This is a genomic window from Chondromyces crocatus, assembly GCF_001189295.1.
GTDB lineage: Bacteria > Myxococcota_A > Polyangia > Polyangiales > Polyangiaceae > Chondromyces > Chondromyces crocatus.
Genome location: NZ_CP012159.1, coordinates 5,440,940 through 5,456,880 on the forward strand (window position 1 = coordinate 5,440,940; position 15,941 = coordinate 5,456,880).

The 15,941-nt window shown below is 67.5% G+C and carries 12 protein-coding genes; 2 read left to right on the forward strand and 10 right to left on the reverse strand.

Annotation, left to right across the window (positions count from 1 at the left end):
* Window position 1: 1 nt before the first annotated feature.
* The 4 genes from CMC5_RS20010 to CMC5_RS20025 all read right to left on the reverse strand — a co-directional run bounded on the left by CMC5_RS20010 (window position 2) and on the right by CMC5_RS20025 (window position 7,321).
* Window positions 2–2,977 (reverse strand): DUF1611 domain-containing protein, encoded by a 2,976-nt coding sequence (locus CMC5_RS20010; RefSeq protein ID WP_050431916.1) that lies wholly within the window; start codon window positions 2,975–2,977, stop codon window positions 2–4.
* A gap of 34 nt (window positions 2,978–3,011) precedes the next feature.
* Window positions 3,012–3,251 carry a hypothetical protein gene (locus tag CMC5_RS20015; RefSeq protein ID WP_050431917.1) on the reverse strand — a complete coding sequence of 80 codons (240 nt, stop codon included), beginning with the start codon at window positions 3,249–3,251 and terminating at the stop codon, window positions 3,012–3,014.
* A gap of 175 nt (window positions 3,252–3,426) precedes the next feature.
* Window positions 3,427–5,583 (reverse strand): hypothetical protein, encoded by a 2,157-nt coding sequence (locus CMC5_RS20020; RefSeq protein WP_156338738.1) that lies wholly within the window; start codon window positions 5,581–5,583, stop codon window positions 3,427–3,429.
* A gap of 1,108 nt (window positions 5,584–6,691) precedes the next feature.
* Entirely contained in the window at window positions 6,692–7,321 is a 630-nt protein-coding gene (locus CMC5_RS20025; protein WP_050431919.1) for a hypothetical protein, read from the reverse strand.
* Window positions 7,322–7,385: 64 nt separating this feature from the next.
* Between CMC5_RS20025 and CMC5_RS20030 the strand changes: the two genes are divergently transcribed.
* Both CMC5_RS20030 and CMC5_RS20035 read left to right on the forward strand, forming a co-directional pair.
* Window positions 7,386–7,889, forward strand: a complete 504-nt coding sequence (locus tag CMC5_RS20030; protein ID WP_050431920.1) for a hypothetical protein — start codon at window positions 7,386–7,388, stop codon at window positions 7,887–7,889.
* A complete protein-coding gene (locus CMC5_RS20035) occupies window positions 7,886–8,716 on the forward strand; it encodes a hypothetical protein (protein ID WP_050431921.1) in 831 nt (276 codons plus the stop codon). The genes CMC5_RS20030 and CMC5_RS20035 overlap by 4 nt, the downstream gene beginning before the upstream one ends.
* 36 nt (window positions 8,717–8,752) lie before the next feature.
* Here CMC5_RS20035 and CMC5_RS20040 read toward each other — a convergent pair whose 3' ends face one another.
* The 6 genes from CMC5_RS20040 to CMC5_RS20065 form a co-directional block, all read right to left on the reverse strand.
* Window positions 8,753–9,526: a hypothetical protein gene (locus CMC5_RS20040; RefSeq protein ID WP_156338739.1), complete on the reverse strand. Its 774-nt coding sequence runs from the start codon at window positions 9,524–9,526 to the stop codon at window positions 8,753–8,755.
* A gap of 74 nt (window positions 9,527–9,600) precedes the next feature.
* Window positions 9,601–10,320 (reverse strand): hypothetical protein, encoded by a 720-nt coding sequence (locus CMC5_RS20045; RefSeq protein ID WP_050431923.1) that lies wholly within the window; start codon window positions 10,318–10,320, stop codon window positions 9,601–9,603.
* A gap of 140 nt (window positions 10,321–10,460) precedes the next feature.
* Window positions 10,461–12,287 carry an outer membrane protein assembly factor BamB family protein gene (locus CMC5_RS20050; protein WP_050431924.1) on the reverse strand — a complete coding sequence of 609 codons (1,827 nt, stop codon included), beginning with the start codon at window positions 12,285–12,287 and terminating at the stop codon, window positions 10,461–10,463.
* 56 nt (window positions 12,288–12,343) lie between these two features.
* Window positions 12,344–13,339: a diphosphomevalonate decarboxylase gene (gene mvaD, locus CMC5_RS20055; protein WP_050431925.1), complete on the reverse strand. Its 996-nt coding sequence runs from the start codon at window positions 13,337–13,339 to the stop codon at window positions 12,344–12,346.
* Complete coding sequence (gene mvk, locus CMC5_RS20060; protein ID WP_050431926.1) at window positions 13,336–14,340, reverse strand: mevalonate kinase; 1,005 nt, start codon at window positions 14,338–14,340, stop codon at window positions 13,336–13,338. The genes mvaD and mvk overlap by 4 nt, the downstream gene beginning before the upstream one ends.
* Complete coding sequence (locus CMC5_RS20065) at window positions 14,337–15,452, reverse strand: polyprenyl synthetase family protein (protein ID WP_050431927.1); 1,116 nt, start codon at window positions 15,450–15,452, stop codon at window positions 14,337–14,339. Before CMC5_RS20065 ends, mvk begins: the two co-directional genes overlap by 4 nt.
* Window positions 15,453–15,941: the final 489 nt, after the last annotated feature.

Here is a 15,941-nt window from a genome sequence, read left to right on the forward strand (position 1 = left end):
GTCACAGACGCCCGAGGACCGCGCGGGCGAGGTGCTGCGTCTCTTCGGGGATCGCGTAGATGGAGAGGCCAGTCGCCCGTTCGAGCCGGCGCCGCGCGGCTTCCAGGATCTCCTCGCGGACGCCGAGGAAGTAGGTCTCGGTCCACCGCCCCCCGTGGAGCTTGCGTCCGCCCATCATGGCCAGTCCGATCACCTCGCAGCGGACGCCGTGGCGCTCAGCGAGATCGCGCAGGTAGGCCATGGTCTCGAGCACGGCTGCGGGCTCGGTCTCGATGGCGACCGTCAGTACGATGAGGGGCGGCAGGAAGGTTTCATATATGTAGGTCGACGCATTGTCCGCGCGGTTGTAGCCCGGAGGGGCGAAGAGCATGGCGTTCTGACCGCCGGTGATTACCAGATCGCTCGTGCGCGAGAGGCCGAGCATCAGCCCGCGCTCCACGGAAAGGCGTTGCGTGAGGTCGATGCCCAGGATGCGCGAGTATGCGATGTCGGCCCCGAGGAGGAGGCCTGTGGGTTCGGTGGCGAGGTGCTTGACGCGGAGGTGCTGCCGCAATGCCTCGCGCAGGTAGATCTGGGTCGTGAACTTCCCTTGCACGGTGTCCGTGCCGAAGACTCCAAGCAGGTTCGCGACGTGGTAGGGCTCTGCGCGCAGAGCGGTGGCTGGCTCGCCTTCGGGGATGGCGATCCGATGGAACGCCGAAGTATCGACGCTCATGTCGAGCAGGTCGTAATGGAGGATGTCGTCGTAGAGCGAGACTACGGGGATGTGGCGGCCTACGGCCTCGTCGAGGAGCGCGCGTACGTACGCCGTCTCGGACGCGAAGTTGAGCGAACAGGTCAGGATCACCGCGTCGAACGAACGCAGCGCGATGTCCTCCAAGGAGGCGCTGACCGGGATGGAGGTGTCGTCGCCACCCATGTACGCGGCCGACTCTTGCGCGGCGAGGCCGTCGTCGAAGACGATGGTAGGGGTGGCAAGAGCCAGGTCCCGGAAGCGCAGCAGAGCGTAGCCCTCCTTGTTGTACTTGAACACCGCGGCCGATCTGCCGCCGAGGACGGGGGCGAGCGCCTCGCGCGTGTACACTTGGTGGCTCCGACGCGACGGGCGGGTCCGGACGGGAGCGCTCGGATCCTCTTCCCAGATGGCCGCAACCTTCCGGTACAGCTTCTCGTGATTGTACTTGGGGACTGGCCGCAGGTCGGTCCCGATGAGCAAAGGGATCCCGAAGTCCGGCGTGTCGATCGTGCACCTTTGCTCCGTGCCGTCGATACGGAGTTCGTACCGGCTTCTGGGCCGCAGAGGGAAGTACTGGAAGTAGATCTGGTATCCCGCAGCGCTGTGGTGCTCCGGTTCGAGGGTCACCTGCCGGGGAGTCGCCTTGCTCCCCTCCGGCAGGGCCAGATGGAGATGGAACGAGGGAGTAGGCTCCGGAACACGCCGGGTCACGTACACGAGCAGGTGTTTGAAGGGATCGACCGGAAATGCCGTGACGACTTCCGAGGCGTGCATGTCCATCTGTTCGATGGTCGCCGTGAAGAGTTCCAGGAACAGCCCTCGGGTGGACGCCTGCTGCGAGGGATCGGGATACATGAAGAGGTAGTCGCTAGCGCTCAGGCGCTCGAAGCTCCGGAACAGCGCGGGATCGGCGTGCGCGTCGAGCTGAGACTCGACCAGCTTGACGAGCGCATACATCCAGCAATTGTCGCGCGTGAGCCAGTGCTCGCTGTAGAAGTCCTGCCCCCACGTGGAGTAATGGAGCCGCGGCACCATGGGGAGGGTGGCAGGCTCGCTGGGCGTTTCAGCGACGGGTGTGGCAGGTTCTGGCGCAGCATCGAGTATGCCTTCGAGCCAAGGGATCCCCTCGTGCCACCAGTGTCCGAAAAGCTCGGTGTCGAAGGCCAGGACGAAGGTCCTATGGTCGTGAACCCATGGCCGGTGACGGTCGAGAAGGTCCCAGAACTCGGGGACGTGATGACGCGCTTGCGCGCGTGCCGCCTCTGGGTCGTAAAGGCGCTTGTCACCCAGAGACACCTCCGCGCCGCTCACGGCATGGTACTTGATGCCTGTCCAGCAATGTCCCCGTCGATGGGCAGGTATCTCGATGCCGAGTCGATCGAAATACTCAGGCACCACATCGAAACCGAGGTCGCGAAAGAACTCACGGTAGAGCGGGTGCGCTGGCAAGGTCTCGCTCGGGGCTTTCCAGAGGTGTAACGCGATCCGGAAGTCGTGGATGAGCACGTCGAGCGCGCCGGCGCGGTAGATCCCGCTCACACTCGTGGGGGCGTAGCTGCCAATTGCATGCAGGCTGAGGGCGGTCCGCGGTACGCCATGGCGGACGAGGGAGCGTTCGATTCCCGGGTAAAAGGCGCACTCCGGCAACCAGAAGCCATCTGGATGGCGGCCGAAGATCTCTGAAAACTCCTCCACGCCGCGGGCAACGAACCGATCGGCTGTCTTGGCGCTGAAAAAAGGCAGGTAGTTGTGGTGTGGGGACGAGGTCCAGAGTTCCAGGCCGTCGATGCATGCCAGCGACCGGAGTACGTCGGCGAAATCATGCTGCGCGATGAAGGCGAGACTGTCCTCGATGCGCTGGACGTAGAAGCTGGCCGAATGCTGGAGGCAGCGTAGCTCCTCCGTGGAAAGCTGCTGAGGGTGCTTTTGAAAGCGATTGAATTCCTCGCGACTTGCGGTGCGCTCGACTTCCGCGCGGGCAATGGCGTGGAGGACGCGAAGGTAGCCGAGATAGCGTTCGCGGGCGTCGCAGAGCTGGCGCGCAAGGCACGGCGTCAAGGACAGCACGAGCTTCCCCGGAAACCGTCGGGGGTCCCAGCGGGAAAGCATCTGGAACAGGGGGATGTAGGTTTCGGTGATGGCCTCGAAGAGCCAGCTCTCGGGTTGGTCGAAAAGAGGGGCACGACCGAGCACCCACGGCATGTGGGTGTTGAGGACGAGGGTCAGCGCAGCGTCACCCAAGGGCGGCGTACTCAGGAGAGGAGCGAACCGCTACTCAGCAACGTGGGGTCGGGTTCGGGTTTGCGCAGGGATTGTTGTCCCCAGGGGTAGCGCACGACGCGCCATCCTCGGAGCAGAGGGCCACGCCGCCGCCCGACCAAAATGTGCAAGGCCCGCTCGTGGTCAGGGTGAGAGTGCCGGGACCGAACGTGGAGGTGGTGGCATGGCCGAAGACGTCACGGTCGCCGCCGACCTCGGCGAGCAGCTCGGAGATGTCCTTGCGCGTGAACTTCATCGTCGCACTCCTTCGCTGCGCGGGGGCTTGCGGTACAGGTGGTCCAGCCAACGATGGAGGTTAGGAGAGGCTTCTGGTGGCTGTCAATCGGCCCTTGAGGGAGAGGGGCATGAAGGGAGCACTGTGTCTCCCTTCATGCGCTTTCAGGATGGGAGAGGCACGTCGCGGGGAGGGCTCACGGCTCCTGCCAGGCCGAGTGCGTCACCGCGCCCTTGATCAGGGTGAAGCTCCGGCTGAAGTTTGCCGACAGGTTCACCCATCCGAATCCGTCGATCACGCGTGAGGGGACGCTCAGGGAAATGACGATGTTTGCGACGTCGCAGTCCTCGACGAGATGGCCGACGCGAATGGGTTTGTTGGCGCTCGTCTTGGTTTTCTGGTGGAGCGTGGGGGAAGGCGTAACGGACCCCGTCTCTTTCAGCAGCGGCAGCGCCTTGCCGCCTTTGGAGACGCTCAGCGTGTATTCCCCTGCGGCCTGTGGCTGCCACGCGCCGAAATCGATCTCGACCAGATCGTTCTTGGTGTCGAACGACACGCAGCCGCAGTTCGTCGCAGGATTCGGGTAGACGTTCGCCGCCGGAGCGGCGGTGTTCGAGCCGACCCGCGGGAACTCCAGCCGGCCACCATACCGGGTGTTGTCGATGAGGATGAGCCTTTCGAACGTGCCATTGGGAACCACCTGCATGTTCGCATTGAGGAACTCGATCTTGAGCACGTTGTGACCATTGTCGCTGGTGTTGGTGGCAATGATGGTGCCGAGGTAGGGACTGAACCAGAGTTCATTGGGATTGCGGATTGGGTAAGCGTTGTTCGTTGCCGCGGTCACAGTGGGCTCGAAGCGGGGCGGAACGAAGTTCGAGTTCCAGATCAAATCCGTGAACGAACTGGTGATCGTTCGCCCCTGCAAGCTCTCCACTTTGCGCAGGGAGACTCGGTAGAACCGAATGGCGCTGTTCCACGCGAGTTCGTGGTTGATCATCAGGCTCAAATTCCCCCCGAGGGGCAGGTTCGGGTATTGCGAGAAGTAGTAGCCAGGTGCTGAGCTGGTGTTCACCTTGCCGTCGTCAGGCGCCGGTGACGAAGGGTTGGCTTCTGAATTGTTGATGTATTGGAATGGGATCACTCCAATCCCAAGTGGTAGCACGCTGGTGACTGTGAGAGAGCGTGAGTAAAGTCCGATCTCGGAGTCGCTGGCGATGTAGATGTCATTAGGCGAAATAACCTCCACGCTCCAAGGGATCGGAGGCGTGGACGTCTCCGGAACTACGTCTCCCGATGCCAGATCGAGGCGCAGGACCCGGTTGCTGGACCGATCCGTGACGTAGATTGCTGTATGCTCTTCGTCGGCCCAGCTCATGAAACCCGGCGCAGCACCAATGGAATACACTGGAGGGGGGGCTGGGAGCGGGAAGCTGGCATAGTCGGATAGGCTCACGATGCGTATGTCGCCCGCGCCGTCGATGATGTATGCGCGGAGGACGCTGTCACGCGTCTCGAGCAGCAGCCCGATGCCTCCTGAGAGTCCCGACACCAGCTCCTCCTGGATGCCTTGGGAAGGATCGCACCGCCAGACGGACGTCTTGTCCACCACGTAAACGAAGCTCCCCTCGACTGTGAGTTGCTGAGGCTCGTCGAGCGGATCGACATTGACGTAAATGGGCGACAGTGTGTACTGGGGGTATGGACCACCCACGAGACGAGTGAACCGGGCGACATAGCCGCCGCTTGGTGACACGCCGGAAATGTAGATGTCCGACTCGTACTCAGAAACGACGATGTCGCGTGGATCGTCATAGTTGGGGCTGACCCGGATTGGGTTTGCTCCGAACAGTAGCGTGGCCCAGTCGATCCGAACGACTCCACTGCTCGAGTATACGCGGACCTTGGCGTAGTTGAAGGCATTGATAGTACCGATGGTAGTGGGAATTCTCACGACATAGAACGTGTCCTTTACGACACCATTGTCGGTGTCGATGGTGACGATGTTGTTGTTGGTAATCGAGGACCAGTTCACGCTGAGCATCTGGTCGCTTGTGATCGCGCTCAGAGCGTTGACATCGGTCAGCTTGGCGACCCGAGCATTGTTCATTCCCTTGAACTGGAAACCCGGCTGGCGTTGAATGTCGACGGCGCCATGGCTGTTCAGGTTCACCGAGCCACTTGTGAACGTGATGCCGAATCCCTCCGCGACCAGCGTGGAAGGGTGAAGGGGAAGTCGATAGACTTCGCCAGAAGAGCCATTGCTCCTGACGTAATAAAGAAAATTCGACTCCTTGGTGTAATGAGTTCCGCGGACGCCAGTGAGGTCAGGTAGCTTCGTTGTGTAAGGCATTGGTGGATACTCCTCCGGATGCGTGGGTCGTTGGGGGTTGAATTGAGCAGAACATCGTTTCGTACGCAGAGCGGGCGCGGTGCTCTGACGTCAAGCTAGTGGCAAGACTTGGCGATTGTTTCGGCTGCATGCCATTGCGGCATGAATGCATGGAAGTGGTGCAAAATCGAATTCGTGTTCGAGCGATTTGGAGTTGGTCCTCTCTACGAAAACCAAAGTGTCGATATCAGCAGTGTCGAAACTACCGAAAACGAGTAGGCTGGGAACCGCTTCGAGCGATTTGGGGATGAGAGTCGACTGTCTAGAATGCGAGCGGCTGCGTGCCCGTATGATTCTTATGGCGTGATTCTCGGCTCGCCCCTGTCTGTGTATGAGCCGACCGTTTCGATGGTATGAGAGTTCGTCAGCGCGTCGGCTTGGAGGCTCCGAGGTACACGCTAGCTTCACCCGCGTGCGGTAGGCTGATTCGGCCTCTTGCAGGAAATGCTGTGCCAGATGCTCTGCGCCATCGCTCTCGAGCCCCGCACGAACTTCCTTATAAGGTGTCTCCCCTTACCAGATCAACCCGCATGGAGCACTGGTAGGACATTTTGCGTCAATGCTATCGGCGCATGATCGCATCGTGGCATGCTCGCGAGCGCGCCCGAACGAACAGCGGGGATTGCCGAGGAGAAACCGATGCCTTGAACCGCATCATTGTGAGGATACGGGGATGACCTCGGACTGGAACCGTTATCAGCTCTGATCGTCTTTGGGGGCGATGACATCCGGCGATTCAGATGCAGGTAGACGCATCCCAAGGCGGGAATGGGGCACTCCGCAGTCGCGTCTGCGAGCGTAACCGCCGCGTGGGCGCATGAGCCCCCGGTGGACGATTCCCTCCGGGCCTCACTGGCGGTGCGCGAAAGCGTTTGCATGAGCGCCGAGGAAGTGCTCCCACCAGAGTTCGGGGCACCCTTCTCCTGGCCCGCTTCCACGGACACCACCTTGCTCTGGGCGGAGTTGCGTGCCTGGTCGGAGGCACCGCACTGGGGGCTTGTACTGGCGAGACCTGGGACTCGGCGTGTCGACTCCTCGCGTAGTCGAATACGTGCTCGAACTCGACCCCTCAAGCGAGCCGGGCGAAGGCTCCTTGCGGCGTGGCAAAGCCGTCGAGCAGGAGCCTCCCGTGATCGCTCGGGTGGAGCACCAGCGCGCAGAAGTAGCCTGGTTGCAGCATCCCCATCTGCACCAGCGAGACGTGCTGCTCGAAGGCCACCTGCGCGGCCACCCGGGTCCCAGCAGCGTACGGGCGAGGCCCCTGCGTGGGCCGCGCCTCGTGTGCAGCGAAGGCTTCGACCACGAGGTACACGTCCAGGTAGCTGCGCGCGTGGCCACGGCCCTGGATCGGAGCGGCCTGCACGATCCTCCCCCAGCAACGGATCCCGGTGTGCGCGACCTCTTCATCGCGGCGCTTGCGACGGGCGTTCTTGAGCAGGGTGAAGACGCCGATGAGGCTCACCGCGAACGCGCCCACCCCGGGCGTGACGAACACCACCAGGAGGTCGATCGAACGGAGGGCGTCGAACGCCACCACGAGGTAGGCCGCGACCAGGGTGAGCAGCGCGCCGCCGAAGAGGAAGCCCCAGCCGAGGGCGTGGTCACGGCTTCGAGGCAGCACGCGCGGCTCGGGTTCCGGATAGGGCCAGGGAGGGCCAGCGCTCGGGGCCGCGGCACCGTGAGGAAGCGATGTTTGCATCGAGGTCGGGCAGTCTAGGCGCTCGCCTCGACGTCGCAACGAGCCGCGAACCCAGGCTGATGTCGTGAGCGGCACTTCGGGTAGCATCGGCGTGGCCATGGCGACCGATGTGTTCTTCACCAGCCGACTCACCGGGCATCAGCTCTGGCGCATCCGGGTGCGTGATACGCACGCCCAGGTGATGACGTGCAAGGTGCTCCAGGATGCTGCCCGCTGGCGTGGGGAGTCGACGCACCGGGGGGGCACCCTGGAGACGGTGGTGCAGGCCCCACCCGTCTATGGCCAGGTGACCTTGAATCCCGGCGAACACGCCTGGATCGTGGTGAGACGCTCTCGCGAGACGTGGCACGAGCATCCCTGGAAAGGGCACTGGCCGATCGAGCGGGTTGGGGACGAGGAGGTCGTGACGTTCATCGCGCAACGAACCCTCTCGCCCGACTTCGGTGAGGTGCCTGATCGCTTGCGGCCCCACAGCCGCCTGCACCCGACCCTCCGTCATGCTGTATGGATACCTGCCGAGCCGTTCGCTCGGTATCTGAAGATGCTCGTGAAGGAGGAGGCGTCATGACGGCCAGCGCGGATGCAGTTTCCAGCGAGGCCGTGCTGCGCGCGCCTCGTGTTCTCGAACCTTCGCGGGGGCTGCTCGAAGCACTCACGCGGTGCGCGGCCGTCCGGAAGGAGCTGCGCGAGCTCGATGGGATGCGGAACTCCGAGAACGCCGAGGAGGAGGTGCCGCTGTTCGGTGCGCGGAGTCGTGAGCCGGTGGTGGATCTCGCCGCGCTGGTCCTGCTGGAGCGCGAGATGGGTTGTGTGCTCCAGGACGATCTGCTCGTGCTCCTGGCGGTCCGTGATCCGGTGGCGCGGACGTTCACCGGGCTGCACGACCTCGCCTCGGTAGGGGATGCCGAGGACGCTGGCGCGTACGAGTCGGAGACCCATGCGTGCATTGCCATGGCGTACTCGGATCCGATCGCGGAGATGGTCGATGGGGCGCATGGAGGGGCTTACGTCCATCTCTGGGTGCCGCGTGGGAGTGCGCCCTCGGCGACGGTGGTCGTCTCGACGGGCGACCCGAGCGAGGGCACGGAGATGACGGTGGGGGAGTACTTGATGCAGCGGCTCGACGAGGCGGTGTCGGCGGGCTGGCTGGGCGCGTATGGCGAGAAGCGCGTCGCGCTCTTGCGGACGCCGGCGAGGTTGCAAGGGAGCGCCCCGGCGCCTGTGCTGCAAGGGAAACGGATGCGCGTCCGTCACGCCAGGTTCGGGGAGGGGACCGTCGTGGAGACGAACCACGATGGGGAAGAGGTCAAGGCGGTCGTCGCGTTCGCGGACGGCCAGCGCACGCTGATGATGCGCTTTCTGACGGTGCAGGAGGCCGACGAGGCGCCGGTGTGACGTCGGCCTCGCCGGTGTGACGGAGGACGGTGGGGTTCAGGCGAGCCAGGCGAAGGCGCCCTGCGGGTTGGCGAAGCCGTCGATCAGGTACTTCCCCGGGTCGGTCGGGTGGAGCAGCAGCGCGCAGAAGTAGCCTGGTTGCAGCATCCCCATCTGCACCAATGAGACGGACTGCTCGATGGACACGGGCAGGGCGACCCGGGCGCCGGGGGCGTACCGGGAGGTGTCCTGCATGCCGCGCGGGTCGTGGGCAGCGAAAGCTTCGAGCTGGAGCTGGACCCGCATGCGCGTGCGACGATCACTCTGGATCGGGGTGGCCTGCAGGATGCGCCCCCAGCACCGGATGCCAGAGGCCGCGACCTCTTCGGCGATGCGCTTGTGGCGTGCTGCGGCGCGCATCATGAGCGCCCCTCCCCCGAGGCAGAGGAGCGCGGGGGCGACGACCAGGGGGAGCACCATGAACAGGGCGCGATCGTCCTTGCCACCCCCGACGAACAGCACGAACCCGATGGCCATCAGCGCGAAGACCGCGCCGGTGAAGAGGAGGATCGTACCGAGGAGCTGGCCGTTCGGGTCGTGGAGCACCCGCTGGTTGGATTCCGGGTAAGGCCAGGGCGGGCCAGCGGCTGGCGTCGCGGCTCCAGGGTGGGCGTGGGACGGCGTGTCGTGGGGCGAGGCGCCGGAAGGCACGGCGTGGCCTGCGTTCCCTGGCGCTTGCTGCTGGAGAGGCTGGCCACACTGGGCGCAGGACCAACCCGCAGCGGTCAGCGGCGCGGCGCATCGGGGGCATGAGGCGAGGGGGGACTGCATCGCTGGCCGAGTCTAGTCACACGCGGAGCACGTCACCCAGGGCAGAGATTGGAAGAGCGTGGTTCCTGTTCGGGTCACCACGCGAGCGGAACGAAGTCGCCCTTGGAGGTGGCGAGACCGTCGAGCACCACCTGACTGTGGTCGGTCGGATGGAGCAGCAGCGCGCAGAAGTTCCCGGGTTGCACCATCCCCATCTGCGCCAGGGAGATGTACTCCTCGATGGAGAGCTCCGCGATCAGGCGGGGGCCCTTCTTGCGCCGCTTCCGGGGTCGCTGTGGATCGGGGGCAGCGTAAGCGTCGACCTGGAGCCGGACCCGCGTGTGCGTCTGGCGGTAGACCGGCTGTCCGATGGCCGTCCCGGTGCTCCACGGGGCTGGGCCGACCTGCAGGATGCGTCCCCAGCAGCGGATGCCCGAGGTCGAGAGTTCTCTGGCGACGCGCTTCCGGTGTGCGGCGTTGTTCAGCGCGTAGCCAGTCATCGCCCAGGACATGAGGGCGATCACGCCTGGGGCGAACGCTCCGGACTGCGAAGGCGAGAGCACGAAGAGCAGGCTGAAGGCGACCGCGCTGCCGATGTAGACGTAGGTCATGGTTGGCTTGGGAGAAGCCCACCTGGGCTGCGTGATCTCCGGGTAGGGCCAGGTCGGCCCGGCGCGCGGGGCCTCTTCATCCGTGGAGATGGGAGAGGGCTCGGAGGAAGGGGACTCCTCGTCCGAGGCCTCGTCGCTGCGTGCCGCAGCGGAGAGGACGCGCAGCCGCTGCCCGCATTTGGCGCAGAACCGGTCCGAGGCCATTCGTGGAGCGTCGCACTGCGGACAGGAGATCCTGGGCGTCTGCGTCATGGCCAGGGAATCTAAGGGATGCGGTGTGACTTGCCGAGTCTCGATCGGCGGGTCGGGACTCGGGAGGATCGGAAGCGCTCAGCGTCCCACGATCAGCGCTCCACGAGAGGCCAGAACCCGAGGGCTGTGCCATCCGCGATGCGGACGATCTGCGCATGCTCGCGTGACCAGACGATGAGGGCATCTCCCAGCAGGTCATGGCCGGTCCAGCCCGTGATCGCGAGGGACCAGCGAGGCACGCCGCGCTCCGCGTCGATGCCCGTGATCTGCGTCGGCCCATCGGGCGTCGTGCCCGTGGCGACTGCGGCGAGCGTGCCGTGGATGCGCAGCGCGGCGCCTGCGGGGCTGTCCGGCGTCGGGCCAAGGTCTCTGGTGTCCCAGCGCAAGGCGCCGATCGAGGGATCGAGCGCGAGGAGGCGCACCCGCCGTTCGCCACGGGCGTGGACGAGGGCGAGCACCAAGGCGCCGGCTGGTTCGAGGGCGTCGACGAGCAGGTCGGGCTCTGGGAGGGCGATCGTGGTGGTGTCGTCGACGCGGCGGCCCAGGAGGCGATCGACGAGACCTGGCGGCGGTCGGTCGGTGATGCGCACGAGCGTGCCAGCGGCCGCACCGGCCCACACATGGTGGCGCTCCAGCGTGGCGGGGGCGGGGCGGGCCTGCACGTCGGCGCGCACCGGAGGGCCGATGGGCTGGCCGGTGAGCACGTCGATGCGGAGCACGCTGCGGTCGGCGCGAGCTGGCGGTTGCGGGAGCGCGGGGCTGCCAGAGAAGGTACCGGAACCCACGGGGGGCTGCGGGGGCTGGGCGCCTCCAGGGAGCGGGGCGCCTCCAGGGAAGACGCCAGGGCCCAGCGGCGGCCAAGGAGGCGTCGAGGTGCCCTCTGTGAGCAGCAGGAGGGCGTGCCGGCCACGAACGGTGACGGCTTCGACTTGCGGTGTGGCGTCGGCGAGGCGGCCGCCGATCGTCCAGCGCGCGGCGCCGGTCCAGGGATCGAGCAGGGAGACCCACTGGCCCGTCACGTCACGGGCATGGACGAGGACGCCGAGCCCCGTCACCTCGTGCAGGCGTGCGCTGCTGCCGAGCGGGATCTGCCAGCGCACGTTGCCGCTCTCGCGATCGAGGGCGATGAGCGCAGGCGTCTGGGTGCGCACGAGCACGACGCCCGCACTGTTCGCGGCAGAAGGGGGACCGCCTCGGGTCGCGTGCGGGGGCTCGGGGAGCGGATCGAACAGCGCGACCCGGCCCTCGTCGTCGTGGGCGATGGGAGCGGGCAGCGAGGCGGCCCAGTGCAGCGTGCCCGTCGCCAGGTCGGCGAGGCCGATCCGGGTCTCGTGCGCGAAGAACAAAGCGCGGCCTCGCGCTGCGTAGCTGCCCCGCGCGGGCGGGGAGTGCCAGGTGCAGAGGGACGTGAGCCCTTCCCAGACCACCTGGCCGGTCGCGAGGTCGACGGCGCGCAGGGCGGGTGGTGCGGCGCCCCGCAAGGCGTACCCGAGCGCCCACCAGGCGCGGCGCGGCGCGCTTGCAGAAGTGGGTGAGTCCGGGGCCGTGAGGATCGTCGCGCCAGGCTCCAGCGCGTCGCGGCTCACGGGGCCTGGGCTCGAAAGGAGCTGCGCGGCCTCGGTGCGCACGTCGAGGCGCTCGGACCAGAGGTCGTGGCGGGCGCGGACCGAGGGCTGGTGCAACAGCCCGATCCAGCGGCGTTCGAGGTCGGCCCAGCGGGCGGGATCGAGGCCGACGTGGTGCAGTACCCGGGCGGTGTCACCGACGGCCTCGATCAGCTTGCGCACCCGCAGCCAGGCGGAGAGGGAGAAGGGATCGCCGGCGAAGCGGACGTCGGGATCCTCCGCGCCGGCGAGCACGGCGCTCCGGGCGGCGTCATAGGCGCGTCGATCCGCGTCGGCGTCGGGGAGCAACGGCATGATCGAGGTGTACTCCCGGGGTCGGGGAGGGGGGGCGCGTGCCCCCGCCGTGAGCGTCAGACGGCGGGGTCGACGACGTGCGCCCCGGGACCGGGGGTCGCGCTCAGGGTGCGGAGCACGCCAGGCACGGCGGCGAGGGCCGTGGTCACCTCGTCCTCGGCTTCGGGCACGGTGAAGACCTTCACGTGGGGTCCTGCGTCGATGGTGAAGAAGGCCGGGATGCCGCGCGCCCGCAGGCGGCGGACCTCGGAGAGCACGTTCACGGTGGCGCCGGTCCAGTAGAGGAGCCCCGGAGCGGCGGCGATGGCGGAGGCGTGCATGCGCAAGGCGCTCGCCTCTGCTGCGCTGCCGAGGGCCTGGAAGTCGCGGGCGAGGACGGCGGCGCGAACGCGCTCTTCGAGGGAGGGAGCGTCCGTGACCCAGGCGGCATAGTAAGGGCTCGTGTCGACGGTGAGCTTCATGCCTTCGCTGGAGCCCACGTCCTTGGGGCCTTCGGCGGTGACGGCGATGATCACGCGGAGGGGCCAGTGGTCGGCGGGGGCGACGGGCGTGGCGGGCAAGGTCTCGTCTCCCGGAGCGCCCGAGCGCAGCGCGACGAAGCCACCGAAAGCAGACCGGGCTGCCGAGACGCTGGTGCGGCGCGCGAGATCGCTGATGCCTTCGGGCGAGGTGGAGAGGCCCGCGGCGGTGCTGGCGGCGAGCGCGAGCGCGGCGAAGGCCGAGGCGCTCGAAGCGAGCCCGGCGGCGGTGGGGAAGTCGTTGTCGCTGGTGACGCGGGCGCGCTCCGTGCGGCCCGAGGCGGCGCGGACGCGATCGAGCAGACCGCTGACGCGGCGGGTGGGGCCGGCTGCGGCAGGGTGTCCGCCGAGGTGCAGCTCGTCCTCGGCGAGCGCGTCGTCGAAGGCGACGGTGGTGCGCGTGGCGAGGCCCGCCAGGGTGACGGAGAGGCTGGGGACGGCGGGGAGGTTGTGGCCGAAGGGGCGCTTTCCCCAGTACTTGGCCAGCGCGATGTTGGGATGGGCCACGGCCGTGGCCTTGCCTGTGATGCTCATTCGGGATCCTCGGTGACGGGGGGCGCAGCGGGCGAGGGCTGGCCCGTCGATGCTGGGCGGGGCTGGGCGCTGATGCGGGCGAGGAGGCCGTCGTACCCCGCGCTCCTCCACGCGCCGAGCACGCGGGCGGCGGCCCGCTCGGCCTGATCTTCGTCGTGGGCGTCGAGCAGGGCGATCATGGAGCCGCCGCCGCCAGCGCCGGTGAGTTTTGCGCCGAGGGCACCCGCGTCACGCGCCAGGTTGCACATGCGCTCCAGGTCCTCGGTCGAGACCAGGAGGCCGGCGAGGAGCATCTGGTTCAGGACCATGAGGCGACCGAGGCCCTGGAGATCACCGGCTTCCAGCGCGAGGGCTGCATTGCGCACCAGCGCGGTGATCGCGGGGAGGGTCTGGTCCTTGACGTCGGGCTTGCGCTCGAACAGGCGCGCCACCGACTCGACCATGAGCCGGGTCGACCCGCTCGTGCCGGTCGATCCGATGGCGAGCCACACGTCGCGACGCAGCGCGAGGGGGCTCGCGCCCTCGGCGCGGGTGTAGAGGAAGCAGCCGCCGAGCGCTGCGGCGGTGGTGTCGATGCCGGAGGGGTTGCCGTGGAAGACGCGCTCCCACGCGCTTGCGGCGGCGAGGATGCGGGCGTCGTCGATGGCGTGCACGCCGCCGTCGAACGCGCGGACGGCGCGGGCGATGGAGACGGCGAGCGCCGCGGAGCTGCCGAGGCCGCCCCCGGGGAGGAGGCGGCTCTCGGCGGTGACCCGCAAGGGAGGCGTGCCAGGGAGTTCGGCGAGGAGGGCGCCGAACGCGCGGCAGAGATCACCGCCGGTGTCGCCGGCGATGTGCTCGGCAGCGCCGAGGAGCAAGGTGCTGCGCCCGTCCGTCGAGGGCTCTGCGGTGGCCTCCGCGCCGTGCTCGATGCCCGAGGCGATGGCCGGGGTGCCATGCACGACGGCGTGCTCGCCGAGGAGGATGACCTTGCCGCAGGCGGCGCCTCGGGCTGGGCTCACCGCTGCCTCCAGCGGAGCGCGGCCGCGGCACCCGCGAGGATCTCTCGAGCGCGTGCGGACACGGGCAGCTCGGCGGCGAGGCGCTCGGCCTCGGTGCAGAGGGCGTCGAGCCGATCCTCCACGGCGGTTCGCGCGCCCGCGGTGACGAGCAGCGCCGTCGCTTCGGCGACCTCGTCGGGCGTCGCTTCGCTCTTGCCGAACGCGCGGTCCAGGATCGACTGCCCGCTGGCGTCGAGGCGCCCGTCGATCCAGGCGATCACCGCGGTGCGCTTGCCGTTGCGCAGATCGTTGCCCACGGGCTTGCCAGTCTCCGCCTCGCTGCCGAAGGTGCCGAGGAGATCGTCGCGGAGCTGGAACGCCACGCCCACGGGGGCCGCGTACCGCTCCAGCGCGGCGAGCACGTCGCCCGAGGCCCCGGCGAGCGTGGCTCCGAGGAGCAAGGGACCCCGCACGGTGTAGCTGCCCGTCTTGAGCGCGTGCATCTGCTCGACGTCTTCCGCGCGCCCGAGCACGTCGAGGTGCTGTCCGACCACCACGTCCTGGTGGGTCTCGCAGAACGTGCGCAGCGTGGCGAGAACGAGAGAAGGGTCGGCGGGAGCCGCCGCGAGGAGGCCGACCGCGAGGCTCCAGGTCAGGTCACTGGCGAGCAGCGCGCTCACTGCGCCGAGCCGCTCGTTCTTCAGAGAGCGACCCAGCGCGGCGTGGACGCTGGGGCCGCCGCGGCGGGTGTCGTCCTCGTCGATCCAGTCGTCCTGGATGAGCAGGTAGGTCTGGATCAACTCCAGCGCGGCGGCGGTGTCGTAGGCGGCGTCGAGCGGAGCTTCCGGCGCGACGCCCAGGTGCGCGGCGACGACCAGGCCTGCGCGGTAGCGCTTCCCGCCGCGCAACGTCAGGCTCCGCGCCTCCGCCGCCATGGCTTCGATCTCGGGACCGTAGCCTTTGATGCGGTCGATCTCGCGCTGCCAGCGGGCCTCGAGGCGCGTCTCCACGGCAGGCCGGATGGAGGCCAGGAAGTCGAGGAACGCACGCGCCGCGGCGCCGTGTGCGCCTTCGAGCGTGCGATCGGCGCCGGAGGTGGGTTCGGTGGTGGCTGCTGCTGCGTGCTCTGGCATGAGGGCGCGGGAGCCTAGCACCGTCACTGTTCCAGATAAGGCGGGATCTGTTCGTCGTTCGCGGGAGGGAGCTCGTCGCTCGGGGGTTGCCGAGAGGGTCCAGCACACGCACCGCGCGCGTCCAGCACGGGGCCGCGTCAGTCCACCTCGGCCTCGCCGCTGTGCCGTGACGTCCAGAAAGCGCCGACCCGAAGGCGCCGAGAGGCGCCGACCCGAAGGCGCCGAGAGGCGCCGACCCGAAGGCGCCGACCGCATCGACGCTCCACCAGGGTCCCAGCTCGGCGGAAGCGGCGCTGACCGCATGCCTCCGAGCGGTCATCCCGGAGGCGCAGTCCGCATCGACGTTCCACCGAACCATCCACCGTGAGGGAGCCGACCGCATCGACATTCCACCGGAGCGAACACCCAGAGGCCACGCTCGCATCGACGTTTCGTGCCGTCCCCGAGCCGAGGGAAGCGCCCGCATCGACGTTTCGCCCCGTCCCTGAC

Coding starts and splice junctions, on each gene's coding strand:
- mvaD (WP_050431925.1), bottom strand. CDS start 13,339: ATGAGCATCACAGGCAAGGCCACGGCCGTGGCCCATCCCAACATCGCG.
- CMC5_RS20045 (WP_050431923.1), bottom strand. CDS start 10,320: ATGGCCTCGGACCGGTTCTGCGCCAAATGCGGGCAGCGGCTGCGCGTC.
- CMC5_RS20035 (WP_050431921.1), top strand. CDS start 7,886: ATGACGGCCAGCGCGGATGCAGTTTCCAGCGAGGCCGTGCTGCGCGCG.
- CMC5_RS20065 (WP_050431927.1), bottom strand. CDS start 15,452: ATGCCAGAGCACGCAGCAGCAGCCACCACCGAACCCACCTCCGGCGCC.
- CMC5_RS20050 (WP_050431924.1), bottom strand. CDS start 12,287: ATGCCGTTGCTCCCCGACGCCGACGCGGATCGACGCGCCTATGACGCC.
- CMC5_RS20040 (WP_156338739.1), bottom strand. CDS start 9,526: ATGCAGTCCCCCCTCGCCTCATGCCCCCGATGCGCCGCGCCGCTGACC.
- CMC5_RS20020 (WP_156338738.1), bottom strand. CDS start 5,583: ATGCCTTACACAACGAAGCTACCTGACCTCACTGGCGTCCGCGGAACT.
- CMC5_RS20015 (WP_050431917.1), bottom strand. CDS start 3,251: ATGAAGTTCACGCGCAAGGACATCTCCGAGCTGCTCGCCGAGGTCGGC.
- CMC5_RS20025 (WP_050431919.1), bottom strand. CDS start 7,321: ATGCAAACATCGCTTCCTCACGGTGCCGCGGCCCCGAGCGCTGGCCCT.